Origin of the sequence: Hymenobacter terrestris, from assembly GCF_013377905.1 — a bacterium.
Taxonomy (GTDB): Bacteria; Bacteroidota; Bacteroidia; order Cytophagales; family Hymenobacteraceae; genus Hymenobacter; species Hymenobacter terrestris.
In genome coordinates this window covers 1-14,647 of sequence record NZ_JABKAV010000076.1, presented here as the reverse complement: position 1 = coordinate 14,647, position 14,647 = coordinate 1, and the positions used below count along the sequence as shown (strand labels likewise).

Annotated in this window: 11 protein-coding genes; all 11 read left to right on the top strand. The window is 60.2% G+C overall.

The window, feature by feature from the left end:
• The first annotated feature begins 60 nt into the window (after positions 1 to 60).
• Positions 61 to 864, top strand: coding sequence for a hypothetical protein (locus HW556_RS16310; protein ID WP_176901183.1), 804 nt, complete (start codon positions 61 to 63; stop codon positions 862 to 864).
• Between the two features lie 52 nt (positions 865 to 916).
• Positions 917 to 1,684: a triose-phosphate isomerase gene (gene tpiA / locus HW556_RS16305; protein ID WP_176901182.1), complete on the top strand. Its 768-nt coding sequence runs from the start codon at positions 917 to 919 to the stop codon at positions 1,682 to 1,684.
• A gap of 111 nt (positions 1,685 to 1,795) precedes the next feature.
• Positions 1,796 to 2,182 carry a DUF6150 family protein gene (locus tag HW556_RS16300; RefSeq protein ID WP_246289693.1) on the top strand — a complete coding sequence of 129 codons (387 nt, stop codon included), beginning with the start codon at positions 1,796 to 1,798 and terminating at the stop codon, positions 2,180 to 2,182.
• Positions 2,183 to 2,361: 179 nt separating this feature from the next.
• Positions 2,362 to 3,126, top strand: a complete 765-nt coding sequence (locus HW556_RS16295) for an ABC transporter ATP-binding protein (protein ID WP_176901181.1) — start codon at positions 2,362 to 2,364, stop codon at positions 3,124 to 3,126.
• On the top strand, positions 3,099 to 4,496 hold the full coding sequence (locus HW556_RS16290) for a hypothetical protein (RefSeq protein ID WP_176901180.1): 1,398 nt from the start codon (positions 3,099 to 3,101) through the stop codon (positions 4,494 to 4,496). The genes HW556_RS16295 and HW556_RS16290 overlap by 28 nt, the downstream gene beginning before the upstream one ends.
• 102 nt (positions 4,497 to 4,598) lie before the next feature.
• Positions 4,599 to 5,435: a 50S ribosomal protein L11 methyltransferase gene (gene prmA / locus HW556_RS16285; protein ID WP_176901179.1), complete on the top strand. Its 837-nt coding sequence runs from the start codon at positions 4,599 to 4,601 to the stop codon at positions 5,433 to 5,435.
• Positions 5,436 to 5,755: 320 nt separating this feature from the next.
• The gene (locus HW556_RS16280) at positions 5,756 to 10,909 is read left to right on the top strand and encodes a hypothetical protein (RefSeq protein WP_176901178.1); all 5,154 of its coding nucleotides are present in this window, start codon (positions 5,756 to 5,758) and stop codon (positions 10,907 to 10,909) included.
• A gap of 175 nt (positions 10,910 to 11,084) precedes the next feature.
• Positions 11,085 to 11,729 (top strand): glycerol-3-phosphate 1-O-acyltransferase PlsY, encoded by a 645-nt coding sequence (gene plsY / locus HW556_RS16275; RefSeq protein ID WP_176901177.1) that lies wholly within the window; start codon positions 11,085 to 11,087, stop codon positions 11,727 to 11,729.
• 500 nt (positions 11,730 to 12,229) lie between these two features.
• Entirely contained in the window at positions 12,230 to 12,673 is a 444-nt protein-coding gene (locus HW556_RS16270) for a hypothetical protein (RefSeq protein ID WP_176901176.1), read from the top strand.
• Between the two features lie 42 nt (positions 12,674 to 12,715).
• Positions 12,716 to 13,126, top strand: a complete 411-nt coding sequence (locus HW556_RS16265) for an STAS/SEC14 domain-containing protein (RefSeq protein WP_176901175.1) — start codon at positions 12,716 to 12,718, stop codon at positions 13,124 to 13,126.
• 73 nt (positions 13,127 to 13,199) lie between these two features.
• A complete protein-coding gene (locus HW556_RS16260) occupies positions 13,200 to 14,564 on the top strand; it encodes a dipeptidase (protein WP_176901174.1) in 1,365 nt (454 codons plus the stop codon).
• The last annotated feature ends 83 nt before the right edge of the window (positions 14,565 to 14,647 follow it).

Genomic DNA, 14,647 nt, shown 5'->3' with positions numbered 1-14,647 from the left:
CCTACTCGTTCACTGTAGCCCGCGCACTGCAAACGCCGGATTTTTGCGGTTATTGATGGTATGAACAACCCTATTGCTGATACCTCTTCTGATACCACCGGTCGCGCCTGGCGCTGGGCCGCCGCCGCCGCTACGGTGGGTAACATTGCGCTCAATTACGTTTCGCAGGCTTACCCGTTCAATGGGCAAACCAACGCCGTAGTATCGGGCAAGTACCCCACGCCGGTTACGCCGGCCGGCTACGCGTTCAGCATCTGGGGGCTGATTTTCCTGAGTTTACTGGCATACGCGGTGTGGCAGTTGCTGCCGGGCCAGCGCCGCAACCTGCTGCCCGATTTGCTGGCCCGGCCGCTGGTTCTGGTGAACGTGCTGACGGGCGGGTGGCTGGTGGTGTTCGCCTACGAGCAGTTGGTTTTGAGCGCGCTGGTGATGGTGGGTATCTTGGGAGGGCTGGCCCTGATTTACGGGCGGCTGCGGCGGCAGGCCCGTCGCGAGCCGGACACCGTGCCGCTGTGGGTGAACCTGCCCTTTGGGCTGTATCTGGGCTGGATTTCGGTGGCTCTGGTAGTGAATACCACGGTAGCGCTGGGCCAGTACTGGCAGCCCGCAGCAGCCTGGGACCTTAATCTGGCAGTTATCCTGATGGGCGTTGTGGCCGCTCTGGCGCTGAACATTACCGGCCGGTTTCGGGAGCTAGCTTATCCGGCGGCCGTTGCCTGGGGCCTGGCAGGCATCTGGGTGGCCCGCAATGGCGTGCCCGCTACGCAACTGCTGGCTTGGGCCGCTATAGCCGCCGCCGCCTTCGTGGCTCTGGGGTCTTTAGGGCTGGTGTGGATAGCGCGGCGTGAGCCAGGGGTGGGCTAAGCGGGCAAGCCCTAACTTGCGTCTCCAACTCTCACCCTTAAAGACTCCCGCGATGCGCAAGAATATGGTGGCCGGCAACTGGAAGATGAACACCACGTTGTCCGAGGCCCAGGCCCTTATTTCCGAGATTATACACATGGTGCAGGACGAAACTACCGGCTCCCCGGCCGTGGAGGTAGTCGTGTGCCCGCCGTTCCCGTTTTTGCTGCCAGTGGGTAAGCTGATGTCCGAAGGCGGAACCGTTCATCTGGGTGCCCAGAATTGCCATCAGAAAGAAAGTGGTGCGTTTACCGGCGAGGTATCGGCCGCTATGTTGCAGTCGGTGGGCTGCGAGTACGTTATTCTGGGCCACTCGGAGCGGCGGCAGTACTTCCGCGAGGATGACGAACTGCTGAGCCAGAAGCTGAAGGCGGCACTGGCCGCCGGCCTCAAGCCCATCTTCTGCGTGGGCGAAACGCTGGAAACCCGCGAGCAGGGCGACACTTTCAAGCACCTCGAAAAGCAACTCCAGGATGGCCTGTTCCACCTTTCCAACGAGGAGTTCGACCAGGTAACCGTGGCCTACGAGCCCATCTGGGCCATTGGCACCGGCAAAACGGCCACCAGCGAGCAGGCCCAGGAAGTGCATGCCTTCATCCGCGAGCAGATTGCCCGTGCCTACGATGCCAAGGCAGCCCTGGCCACGAGCATCCTCTACGGCGGCTCCTGCAACGCCCAGAATGCCCGCGAGCTGTTCGGCCAGCCCGATGTCGACGGCGGACTCATCGGCGGCGCGGCCCTCAAGTCGCGCGACTTCACCGACATTATCAAGTCGTTTTAGTGAGCTGAGAGAGGAGACGTAAGTTGGCTGAAGTCCCTTGGCTTTATTACCGGTCGCATTTTTGCTCTGCTAAGCTCACGTTTTCTCTCTTACCCGCTCAGTTATAACTGAATGCTTCTCTCCTTCTTCGTTTCCGGGCTGCTGGCGCTGAATCCGTTTGCCGCGCCGCCGCGGGTACCGCTGGCCAACCCTGCAGCGGTCGTGGTGGGTTCCATCGACCCCTGCCGCATTTATGGCTCGGTGTATCTGGAGCGCGACCCGCGCCGTCGTGGCTACTGCTTTGCTACGGTGTACATTGAACCCGAGGAGGCGTTTGCCGATTTGCTGGTGTACCCGGAAACCAACAAGCTGTTTGCCGACCGCACTGGCCTCTGGTATCCTACCGAAGCCCGCGACTTTGCCGATTATGCCCTGTTCGTGACCGACAACCGCAATCTGGCCGACTTCTCGTTTCAGTACACCAAAGTGCGCAACTATGCCGGCTGCCGGCAGCGGTAGCCAATACAACCCAACGACTGCCAAGCCCCTGACACCCGCCCGGATGTCAGGGGCTTGTCGTTTATTGAGACCTATTACGCCATCCAGTCGACGTGCGCACTGCTTTCGGACGGCTGCTTTAACTTGCCGGGGCTCCGGTGCAGGCTGCACCAGCATCCGATAGGCAATCCTGCTACTCAATGGAATTAGAATTACGAAATCTGACCAAATCGTTCGGGCCGAAAACCGTGCTGCGCGACCTGACGCTGCGGGCCGAAACGGGCTACTGCGTGGGCGTAGTGGGCCGCAATGGAGCCGGCAAAAGCACCCTATTCAACCTGCTGGTGAATGTGCTGCTGCCTACTTCGGGCAGTATTATACTCGATGGGCAGGAACTGGGTGAGACGTTTCCGCTGGCCGTGAAGCGCCGCATCGGCGCGCTTATCAATCAGGGCCACCTCGTCGAGCAGCTCACGGCCGAGGAATACCTGCAGTTTGTGGCCCGCATCTACGAGCTGCCCGAGGCCGCCCCACGCATTGCGAGTTTACTCGGGCATTTGCTGGAAGAGTTTGAGCAGGTGCGCCACAAGCAGCTGAGCGCCTATTCGACCGGCATGAAGCAGAAGGTGGCCCTGGCCGCCTGCCTGCTGCACCGCCCCGAGTTGCTGATCCTGGACGAGCCGCTCAACGGCCTCGACGTGTTTTCAGCCGAGCGGATGCTGGCCCTGCTGACCAGCTACCGCCCCCAGGCCCTCACGTTCATCTCCTCGCACAACCTGGCCCACCTCGAACAGGTGGCCACCCATCTGCTCATTATTGACGAAGCCGAAGTGAAGTTCTGGGGCACCAGGGCCGAGTTTATGGCCGGCCGCGAAACCATCCTCTCCGACGCACTGCTACAGCTGCTGGCCCCCACTACTTCCACCCACGACCTCACATGGCTCACCAGTCAAACGGCCAGCTAGGCCACTTCCTACCTTACTTGCTGGGCCGACACTTGCGGGCCGTTTTCTGGCCTGCCGGTGCGGGGAGCCGGGCAACTATAGGACTACTGGGATTACTATCGGCCATTTACGGACTGGTACTGGGCTACCTGTTGCGCCACCACGACAACCTACCAGCCGACACGCTCCCGAAGCTGCTGGCTGCCATCAATGGGGTACTTTTTGCCACGGCACTGCTGGCCGACTTTCTGCCCTCCTACCGGGCCGTGCAACGGCCGCTGCCTGAGCCGCTGCCCGTATCGGCCCGCCTCAATGCCACCACGGCATTCGTGCTCGATGTGGTATCAGTGCGGCGGGGGCTACTGCTGTTGTTTCTGCTGGCGGCCTTGGTGGCGGCCCCGGAATACTGGCGGCCGCTGGGCCTGAGTTTGCTGGTGTGGCTGAGCGCAACGGCCCTGAGTTTCAACCTGCGGCTGCTGCTGTCGGTGGGGCGCTGGCGGCATCCGCTGTTCTGGCTGAACCTGCTGTGCCTGGGCGCGGCGGTGCTCTGGCTGAGCCAGGAGTTTGAGATGGTGGCTGGCCCGTTGGCTGGCTGGCTTCGTGTGCTGGCCGTGGCCGGGCCGCTGCTGCTGTGGGCGGCGGCGCTGTGGCTGGTGGCCCCCTGGTTCAGTGCCCGCTACATGCCCGAGCCGACCCATGCTCCCGGTGCCAACGGCCGCTGGCTGGCCCGCCTCTCACCCGAGTGGAAGCTCTACATCCATAAAACCCGGCCGGCCCTGCTTATGGGAATGGCGATGAAGGTTGGGTTTCTGGTCTTTTGCGCCTACATGCTCCGTAGCAACGACAACCAGGAATTCGTTATCCGCGCCTTCTTCTACTTCGCCTTTTTGCCAATTGTCGGCTTTACCTACATCAACAACAACCTACTGGGCTACATCTGGACGGCGACGGCCAACGAGCTGGAGCGCCTGGGCCTGACCCGGCGGCTGCTGGCGCTGTACCTGCGGCTCGCCGTGCCCATCATGCTGATTGAATGCCTGATTGCCGCCGCTTTCTTGCTGGCTTTATTTCCACGCTTCATGTGGCGTTATCTGTTGCTGTTGCCTTTAACTGCTGCGCCCGCCCTGGCACTGGGCCTGTGGGGCAGCGTTGCAAAAGCCAAGCCGGTGCGCGAAGCCGTCACCTTCAGCACCATGCGCCACAATGCCTCTACGCTCATCAACATCATCACTATGCTAACTGCCGCTGCCCTTTATCTCATGCCCTGGTGGTGGGCACGCATAGCCTTGGCGCTGGTGGTTACGCTTACCGCCATAGTACCCGTGCGCCGCATCCTTAGCAACCACGGCCCCACCCGCCGCCGCCTCTGGCAGGCGCTCATGCACGGGTAGTCGGGAGGCCATGGGAATACAGTGTTTTTTGGCCGACCTTTGGGCCCGCATTACCCCTCGCGGACCTGCTGCGCCGCCCCACTTCCACTCTACACCTCTTTCATGGATTACATTGAACTGCGCGTGCAAGCGCCCCACGAGCTGGCCGATATTCTGGTAGCCGAGCTGGCTGAAGTGGGCTTTAACACCTTCGAAGACAACGACGAGGGGTTCTGCGCCTACATCGACGAAGACCAGTTTGCACCCGACGACGTGGCCGAAATCATGGCCCGCTACCAGGGCCAGGGCGAGCTGCAGTTCGACCACCGCATCATCACGCGCCAGAACTGGAATGCCGAGTGGGAGAAGAACTTTGAGGCGCTGGTTATTGCCGACCGCGTATCGGTGCGGGCCCCCTTCCACCCGGCCCGGCCCGATCTGGAGCACGAAATCGTGATTATGCCGCGCATGTCGTTCGGCACCGGCCACCACGACACCACGGCCCTGATGATTACCAACCAGCTCGACGTAGACCACCAAGGGAAGCGGGTGCTGGATATGGGCTGCGGCACCGGCATTCTGGCCGTAATGGCCGTGCACCTGGGAGCGAGCTACGTGCTGGCCGTTGATGTGGAGCCCTGGACGGCCGAAAACGCTGCCGACAACGCCCTCGAAAACAACGTGCAGGACACCGTGGAAGCCCGCCTCGGCGACATCACGGTTCTCGACGGCGAGGAGCCCTTCGACCTCATCCTGGCCAATATCAACCGCAACGTACTGCTCGATGACATGCCGGCCTACGCCCGATACCTGAAGCCCGGCGGCCCCATTCTGTTCTCGGGCTTCTACGAGGAGGACTTAGCCCAGGTCCGGGCCGCCGCCGAGCAGGCCGGTTTCCACTATGAAAGCCACCGCGTCCAGAATCATTGGGTGTCGGCCATCTTCCGGCAGCCAGCTTAAAGCGCAGGCTCCAACGCAAAAATCCGTTTTGTCCGGCACCGGGCGAAACGGATTTTTGCATTTGAGGCATTTCACAAGCCGGTGGCTATCAGAATATAAGTAAAAATGGGAAGAGTAGGAATGTAGGCAGGCACCCGGCCAACAGCGCCGAAAAGTGCCGGCTTTTACCGAAATTGTAGGCGGTTAGCTGACTTGATGCGCGAGAGCCCCATCCGGGCCTGTGCAGAGGGCTGCCGGCCAGAGTACAATTTCAGCGGTCCGTGCCCGTTGTCGGTCGGCCCGGCTTATCTATGGTTGCTTTGACGAAGACGCTACATACTATGAAGCAGGTTGCTTTCACTTGGGTTTGGATGCTGCTGCTAAGCCTTGGGCTGGCAGCCCCGGCACTGGCCCAGCAAAAACCGGCACCGGCCGCCAAGCCCGGTGCGCCCGCGCCCGCCCCGGCGCCACCCAAGTTCACGGGCAAGTTCAGCTCGGAGCCCGAGCAGTTTATGGTGGATGTGCAGGCGCTGATGGCGACCACCAACAACGCCGCCGCCAAAGCCGCCGGCACGCGCCTGCAGCAGGTGTGGGCCAGCAACCGCCTTACGGCCACCCAGCAACGCTACATTGTGTCGCTGAGCCAGTACATGCTGGCGCGTAAGCTGCGGGCGCGGCCTCACTTCGAGGATTTTTTCACGGCCATTGCGGCCGGGGCGCTGGTCCAGAACCTGAGCGACGACCAAATGACCCAGCTGCTGAATGCGGTGGGCAAAACCCTGGAGAAGGACTCGCCGGCTGATGCCGCGAAGTTTGTGGCCACGGCCGCCCAGTTCCTCGACACCAAGTTTCTGCACCGCTCCCGTTACAGCTCGCTGCGCGCCGTAGGCGGGCAGTTCCGCTTTGCCTACAACGCCAACGACCTACCACCGCTGGCACCGGCCGCCACCGCAGCGCCGGCCGCACCAGCAGCCCCGGCGGCCAAAACCGGCCCCAAAAACGCCGGCTGGGGCGACGAAGACCCCTGGGCTACCGACGATGCACCCGCTAAAAAGGGCGCCAAGCCCGCCGACTCGGGCTGGGGCGACACCGGCGCGACCTACGCGGCCGGCTACCTAACTCCACCCACCCGCGGGGCGGTTATCATGCTCGATAATGCCGATCTGTTTCTGATTACGGCTTCCGACTCGGTGTACATTGCCAAAACCAGCGGCGTAGTGGTACCGGCCCAAAACCGCTTTGTGGGCTATGGTGGCACGTTTGCCTGGGAAGTGAACGGCAACCCGGCCTCGGCTGCCCTGAGTAGCTTCGACTTTGATATCAGCAAGGCCGAGTTCATGGCCAACCCCGTAACCCTTACGTATCCGGCCGTGCTCGAAAGCCCAGTGCAGGGCTGGCTGGCGTTTAAAAGCGTGCAGCGCAAGGCCGGCGACAAAAAGGACACCGGCTACCCGCGTTTCATTTCGACAACCAACGACGCCCGCGTAAAGAACATCGGCGAAAACATTCGCTACTTCGGGGGCTTCTCGCTGGCGGGCACCCAGGCGCTGTCGTCCTCACTTGATGGTTCGCTGTCGCACATTATTGTGGATGTAGCCGGGCAGCCCAAGTTTCAGGCCTCTTCGCGCTCCTATATACTAGGCGACTCGCTGATTACGGCCCAGCACGCGGCTATTTCCATCTTCCAGGGTAAAAGCGACTCGGTTACGCACCCCGGCGTGAAGCTCAAGTACAACAAAAGCACTCAGCTGCTACAGCTTACCCGCGAGCAGGGCCTGTACAAGAACACGGCCTACTACGACTCCTACCATCAGATGGAGATTACGACCGAGCTGCTGAGCTGGCCGGTCCGTACGCCGTTCATCGACTTTTCGATGCTGACGGCCAAAAACCAGGTAGCCGCCGGCTTCGAGTCGAAGGAGTTCTATACCAACACCCGCTACCAGCAGATCAAGACGATTAATAAGCTGCACCCGCTGCAGATGATGGTGGGCTACAGCCTCGAAAACGGCAACAAACGGCTGTTTACGGTGCAGGATGTGGCCAGATTCCGCAAGCTGAAGGTGGAAAACGTGCGTGCCGTGGCTTCTGGCCTAGCCCGCGACGGCTACGTGGGCTGGTACCCGCAAACCGACCAAGTCGTGCTGCTGCCCAAAGCCATGCACTACGTAAACTCCTCGCGCGGCAAGAAAGACTACGACCATATTTCGCTGAAAAGCCTCTCGCCTTCGGGCAAAAATGCTACCCTCGACCTGAACTCCAACGACCTGATTGTGCGGGGCGTAGACCGCTTCAACTTCTCCGACGACTCGGTAACGGTGTTTGTAAAACCGGATTCGAGCATCGTCCGGATTCAGAAAAACCGGGGCGTGCTGTTCAACGGTACCGTGGTAGCCTCGGCCTTCATCTTCAAAGGCAAGGAGTTCAAGTTCGATTATGATGGCTTCTACATCGATCTGGCCAAGATTGACTCCATCATTGTGAAGGGCAAGGGCACGAAGGGCTCGGTGATGCGGGCCCGCAAAGACCCCGACTGGGCCCTGACCAACAAGAGCCGCACCTCGACCGGCCGGCTTTACATCAACGCGCCCAACAACAAATCGGGCCGTAAGAAGCTGGGGGCCTACCCGTCGTTTGATGCCAGCACCGGCGCCTACGTATTCTTCAATAAGCCCGAGGTGCTCGGCGGTGCCTACGACACTACACTATACTTCGACATCCCCCCTTTCAAGCTCGACTCGCTTAACAACAAGAACCGGGCGGCAGTAGGCTTCAAGGGCACCTTTGTGTCGGGCGGCATCATGCCCGATTTCAAGACCAAGCTCAGCATGCAGGAAGATGGCTCGCTGGGCTTCGTGTACGATGTCCCCAAGGCGGGTTTCCCGCTCTACGGCACCAAGGGTACGCTCTACAACAAAGTCAGCATGAGCAACCGGGGCCTGCAGGGTATCGGCAATATCAAGTACCTGACCGGCGACTTCAGCAGCGACCAGTTCATCTTCTATAAAGACTCGGTGGTGACGGTGGGCAAAACGGCCAGCATTCTGCCGGGCCCGCTGGGCGGCACCGAGTTTGCAAAGGTAGATCTGCTGCCCGGCTACCAGATGAAGTGGGCCGTACGCCAGGATTCGATGTATCTGACCAGCCAGCCCAGGGGCGAGGCCTTCCGCATTTACGACGTGGCCTATGGTTTCCGGGGCACGCTTACGTACTCGCCCGGGGGCCTGCGCGGCAACGGCGTAATGGACGGCCCTCAGTCGTTTGTGCGCTCCACGGCCTTCCGCTTCAAGCCTACGCAGTACACTGGTCAGCAGGCCACATTCAACATCAAGTCGGCCGAGGCGAACAAGCCGGCCCTGACGGCCAACAACGTAAACTTCACCTACGATCTGAAGGCCGGCAGCACCGAGTTTGCCCGCGAATCGTCGGATAACAAGTCGAGTATCGATTTGCCTTACTCCGACTACCGCACCACGCTTTCGGGTGGCAAGTGGGATTTCAAGAAGAAGCTCGTGCAGCTGCGGGTGGCTACCGGGGCCGATTCGTCGCGCTCCTATTTCTACAGCACGCTGCCCGAGCAGCAGGGCCTCAAGTTCCAGGCCTCCACGGGCCAGTACGATTTGAGCCGCTATCAGCTGGTGGCCGGCGGCGTACCGCGCATTGCGGCCGCCGACGCCTGGATTGTGCCCGACTCGAACCGGGTGTACGTGCTGCCCAACGCCCGCATGCGCGAATTCAAGAACGCAGGCATTGTGATGGACACGCTGCAGAAGTACCACCAACTGTATAAGGGCGAAATCAAGGTGCTCTCGCGCACGGCTTTCAGCGGCAACGCGCTGTACAACTATAAAACCTCGGCCGACTCATTCGCCATTAAGTTTGCCAATTTCCGGGTCGATTCGATGGCCACGGCCACAGCTATGAACACGAGTGGCAAAAAGGGCGGCGGGCTGCTCAAGCGCGGCCCCGATGCCAGCGACAACGCCCCGGTTTCGCCCCCCACGCTGGCGGTTGCCACCATTGCGGCCGCCGACAAGTTCAACCTCGCCCCGCGCATTGGTTTCCGGGGGGGAGTGAAGATGAACTCGCAGAAAAAAGGCTTCTCGTTTGATGGCCAGGCCAAGCTCAACTTCGTGAAGACAGCTTCGGCCTCCGACTGGTTTGCAGTGCAGGACACTATTGACCCGCAGCGCATCCGCATCAGGCTGAATGAGCCCAAGGACGAAAGCGGCACCCCTATGCTTTCGGGCCTGTTCCTGTCGGAAAGCACCGGCAAAGTGTACCCGCTGTTTGTGGCCACCAAGCCCAGCGTAACCGACGCCAACCTGTTTACCGTGGATGGCACCCTGAGCTACGACCAGCGCCGCCGCCAGTATGCCATCAGCCGCCACAACTACACCGACCCCGACATCTACGAGGGCTCGGTGCTGACGCTGCAGGACTCGACCGGCGCGCTGAACTTCCGTGGAAAGCTCAACTTCATCAGCTCCAACAAAGACTACACCCTGACGGCCGCCGGCCTGGGTTACGCCAAGCCCGACAGCGCCATTTACGATATTGATACGTTTATGGCCTTCGACATCAACCTGCCCGAGAAGGCGGTAGAGGCTATGGCCCAGGACCTGGCGACCGGTGCCCGCGGCAACCCCGAGGCCCTGAACACTACATCGGGCCAGCTCTACAAAATCGGAGAAATAGCGGGTAACGCAGCGGCCCGCGACTACGCCACCCGCAAAAGCGGGGCGCTGTCGTTGCAGAAGCTCTCGGCCAAGTTTCTGCACACGCTGGTGCTCAACCAGGTGAATATGCGCTGGGACGAGAAGCGCCGGGCCTGGTACTCGGTGGGCAAAATTGGCCTGGTAAGCGTGGGTAAAAAGGACATCAACGCCATGGTTGACGGGTACATCGAAATCAAGAAGGAAAGCACCGGCGACGCCGTGGACATTTACCTGGAGGCCGAGCCCCGCACCTGGTACTACCTCAAGTACACCAACAACGTGATGCTGGCCAAGGCCCAGCACGGCTCGTTCGACGAAATCATCGGCCTTAAGGCCAAAGGCGACTACAACACGGCCACCGAGTACGGCTTCTACCTCGGCGACGAGCAGGAGGTGCAGCTTTTCCTCAACCACTTCCGCAAAGACTACCTCAACGAAACCACCAAGCGCCGACTGGACGTAACCCAGCCCCAGGATACCGGCAACTTCGACTTCATGGAGGATACGGGCAAGAAAAAGAAGAAGAAGAAAAACGACCCCGTGGATGACGTGATGCAGGACACGCCGCCCCCGGCCGAAGAAACCGGCCGCAAAGGCCGCAAGCAGAAAGCCGAGCCCGCCGCCGATGCACCGGCCCCCACCGCCCCGGCCGATGACACCGGCAAGAAAAAGAAAGCGGTAGAAGCCACGCCACCCGCCGACGAACCTCCGGTAGAGGATTCGAAGAAAGAGAAGAAGCGCAAGAAAAAAGCCGGCGACGACCCCTTCGCCGAGTAGGATAAAAAGACCCGGTAGCTTAGCTGCCGGGTCTTTTTGCGTGTAGCGCGAATCGGGGGCCAGCGAAGTTTCTGCGACGCGTATCACCAAACGAAATCGTAGCAGCGTCGGTAACGCTACGCCAAGCGGAAGCTTCGCGCTACAGCTTATCTTTACCCGTTCTCTCCCCTTCCGCATGAATCTACCCTTAGTGCTTGGCCTGCTGGTGGCCGCTTACCTGATTGGCTCTATCCCGACGGCCCTATGGGTGGGGCGGGCCTTTTTCGGACTCGATATCCGCGAGCATGGCTCGGGCAACTCGGGCGCTACCAACACGTTTCGGGTGCTGGGCAAAAAGCCGGGGTCCTTCGTGATGGCCATTGATGTGCTGAAGGGCTGGGCCGCCACTTCGCTGGCGACGCTCATGCTGAACCAAGGGGCCATTTTGCCCCAACAGCTCCTCTACTTTCAGCTAGCCTGCGGTGTACTGGCGGTAGTGGGGCATATTTACCCCATATGGGCGGGCTTCCGGGGCGGCAAAGGCGTGGCCACCGTGCTGGGCATGATGCTGGCTATTGCCCCGGCCACGGTGGGCGTCTGCATTCTGGTGTTTATTACGGTACTGCTGATTTCGCGCTATGTGTCGCTGAGCAGCATGACGGCCGGCGCTACATTCGCGCTGTTGCAGCTGCTGCCTAGCTTCCGGCCCGACAACTCGCTGTTGCTCTGGTTTGGGTTTGTGCTGGCCGCGCTGCTCGTTTACACTCACCGCGCCAACATCGGCCGCCTGCGCGCCGGCACCGAAAGCCGCGTACCCATGCCCTGGGACAGGAAGTCATAAAGCCAGCCTTGCTAACTACAGGGACTTTATTGATCTTACTGCTTCCGCCGCTTCTTGCCCCTGCGGTGCTCATAAATTGAGTAGGCCACAATAAGCGCCATAAGCACTAGAAATGCTATTAAGCCTCGTTGACTCACGGGCGAAGTCCAGTCAATCTTACCACCTGTACCTCGCAACATAATTCAGCTCCAATATTCAAGCACTAATATACGTATGTTGCTCTGCACACCATCAGTAGGCAACACTTGGAAAGACGACGTTACTGGGCAGCGCTTTTTCTCAACATGGCGCGCCGGCACCAAGAGCCGCGTGCCCATGCCCTGGGACAGGAAATAACCAATAAATCCCGAGGCTGGTACCAACTGCGTTTCAGGAGCAATAGTATTCCGGCCCAGTTTGGGCATGCGGGCTGATTTCGGTATGTTTGCGCGGGAACTGACGCCGGTACGTAGTACCGACCAGCCAGCCTGTTCCTGCCAGCCGTACCCTTCCCTTCGCCCGTGCCCGACAGGACTCTGATTACCGAAACATACGGGAGTGTTCTGCTGGCGCCGGAGGTGCCCTGCCTGATTGTGCAGTGGCATACGTTTGCCAACCGTCAGCAATTCCGGTCTTTCATGGACCGCTCCCTGGAGCTTTATATACAGGAACATCGGCATACCCAGCCATTGGGTTTGCTGGGCGACACCCGACTGGTTGGCGCGGTTACGCCCGATGACCAGCACTGGCTGCGCACCGACTGGAACCCACGCGCTTATGCCGCTGGTATCCGGCATATGGGGTTTGTAGCGCCCGAAAGCGTATTTGGCCAGATATCGGTGCAGAGCTACACAAACAATACCGAAGCGGCCAACGCTTATACTATCAACATAGCACACTACAACACCCTGCCCGAGGCGAAGCAATGGCTGCATCAGGCCCTGCAGGAGCCGGCCATCGGTTGATTCTCCCTCCTTTTCTATCTGCTGCTTCCCTTTGCTGTTGCCATGAAACTAGAACTTAAAAGCTCGCTGGGCCGGCCCTACATCACGGTGGAAGACGACACGGCTAACCGCTGGATTGCGGTGGACTGGGTGGGCTACCTGACCGCCGACAGCATTAAGGCCGGCGCCAACGCCTACACGACGGCACTGGCCGAGGCAGGCTTCCAGTGCGTACTCAACGATACGCGCAAAGTTATCGGGCCCTGGGACCACTCGCTGGAGTGGGTGCTCAATGAGTGGGCTCCGAATGCCGCCGCCGCCGGCCTGCGCTACTTTGCCATGGTTACCACGCCCGACTCGCTGGCCGACGAATCGGCCCAGACCTTCTACGATCAATTGAAGGAGTTTGAAGTGAAGATGTTCAGCGACGATGAGGTGGCCAAGCAATGGCTCCAGCAATGCAACGCCAAATAAGTCGCTGAGCTTCGGCCCATAGTCACACTCGTTTATTCAGCCACTCTTTACCCCCCACCCGAAACCCCCTTATATGGATACGACCTATCTGAAAGAAAACCAGGACCGCTTTCTTGCTGAGCTGATTGACTGGCTCCGGATTCCGTCGGTTTCGGCCGACCCCAAGTTTCACGGCGACGTGCTAAAGGCCGCCGACTACCTGAAAGCCCGCTTTGAAGAAGTAGGCCTCGATAACGTGGAACTGTGCCCCACGGCCGGCAACCCCATCGTGTACGGCGAGAAACTGGTGGACGCCAGCCTGCCCACCGTGCTCGTGTACGGCCACTACGACGTACAGCCCGCCGACCCCTACGAACTGTGGGATTCGCCGCCGTTTGAGCCGGTCATCAAGGATGAGAAGATTTATGCCCGCGGCGCCTGCGACGATAAGGGCCAGGTATACATGCACGTGAAGGCGCTGGAGGTGATGAAGCAGGCCGGCGAATTCCCCTGCAACATCAAAATCATGATTGAGGGCGAAGAAGAAGTGGGCTCCAACAACCTGGGTATCTTCGTGCGGGCCAACAAAGAGAAGCTCAAGGCCGACGTGATTCTGGTGTCGGATACCGGTATGCTGGCCAACGACTCGCCTAGCATTGAGGTGGGCCTGCGCGGCCTGAGCTACCACGAGGTGGAAGTAACCGGCCCCAACCGCGACCTGCACTCGGGCCTCTACGGCGGCGCGGTGGCCAACCCCATCAATGTGCTGTGCAAGATGATTGCCTCGCTGCACGACGAGAACAACCATATTACCATCCCCGAGTTCTACAACAACGTAACCGAGCTGAGCACCGAGGAGCGCGAGGAACTCAACCGCGTGCCGCACTCCGACGACGAGTTCAAAAAGAGCATCGGCCTGCCCGATGTGTACGGCGAGAAAGGCTATACCACCGTTGAGCGCGTGGGCATCCGGCCTACTCTGGATGTCAATGGCATCTGGGGCGGCTACACCGGCGAGGGTGCCAAAACAGTTATTGCATCCAAGGCCTACGCCAAAATATCGATGCGCCTGGTGCCCAGCCAGACCTCCGAAGAAATTACGGCCCTGTTCCAAAAGCACTTCGCCAGCATTGCCCCCAGCGGCGTAACCGTAAAGGTGAAGCCCCACCACGGCGGTGAGCCCGTAGTAACGCCCACCGACTCGGTGGCCTACAAAGCGGCCGCCGATGCCATGGAAACCACGTTTGGCAAGCGCCCCATTCCTACCCGCGGGGGTGGCTCCATCCCTATCGTGGCCATGTTCAAAACCGAGCTGGGCCTCGATACCGTGCTGCTCGGCTTCGGCCTCGACTCTGATGCCATCCACTCGCCCAACGAGCACTACGGCGTCTTCAACTTCATGAAAGGCATCGAAACCATCCCACACTTCTACCATAACTACGCCGCGGCCATGAAGTAGGCCCCTAGGTGCTACAAGCCCGGACAATAGTAAAGCCCGCCCTGCAACGTTGCAGGGCGGGCTTTACTATTAAGCAGCAGGAG

Coding starts and splice junctions, on each gene's coding strand:
- HW556_RS16295 (WP_176901181.1), top strand. CDS start 2,362: ATGGAATTAGAATTACGAAATCTGACCAAATCGTTCGGGCCGAAAACC.
- prmA (WP_176901179.1), top strand. CDS start 4,599: ATGGATTACATTGAACTGCGCGTGCAAGCGCCCCACGAGCTGGCCGAT.
- HW556_RS16260 (WP_176901174.1), top strand. CDS start 13,200: ATGGATACGACCTATCTGAAAGAAAACCAGGACCGCTTTCTTGCTGAG.
- tpiA (WP_176901182.1), top strand. CDS start 917: ATGCGCAAGAATATGGTGGCCGGCAACTGGAAGATGAACACCACGTTG.
- HW556_RS16265 (WP_176901175.1), top strand. CDS start 12,716: ATGAAACTAGAACTTAAAAGCTCGCTGGGCCGGCCCTACATCACGGTG.
- HW556_RS16290 (WP_176901180.1), top strand. CDS start 3,099: ATGGCTCACCAGTCAAACGGCCAGCTAGGCCACTTCCTACCTTACTTG.
- HW556_RS16280 (WP_176901178.1), top strand. CDS start 5,756: ATGAAGCAGGTTGCTTTCACTTGGGTTTGGATGCTGCTGCTAAGCCTT.
- HW556_RS16310 (WP_176901183.1), top strand. CDS start 61: ATGAACAACCCTATTGCTGATACCTCTTCTGATACCACCGGTCGCGCC.
- HW556_RS16300 (WP_246289693.1), top strand. CDS start 1,796: ATGCTTCTCTCCTTCTTCGTTTCCGGGCTGCTGGCGCTGAATCCGTTT.
- plsY (WP_176901177.1), top strand. CDS start 11,085: ATGAATCTACCCTTAGTGCTTGGCCTGCTGGTGGCCGCTTACCTGATT.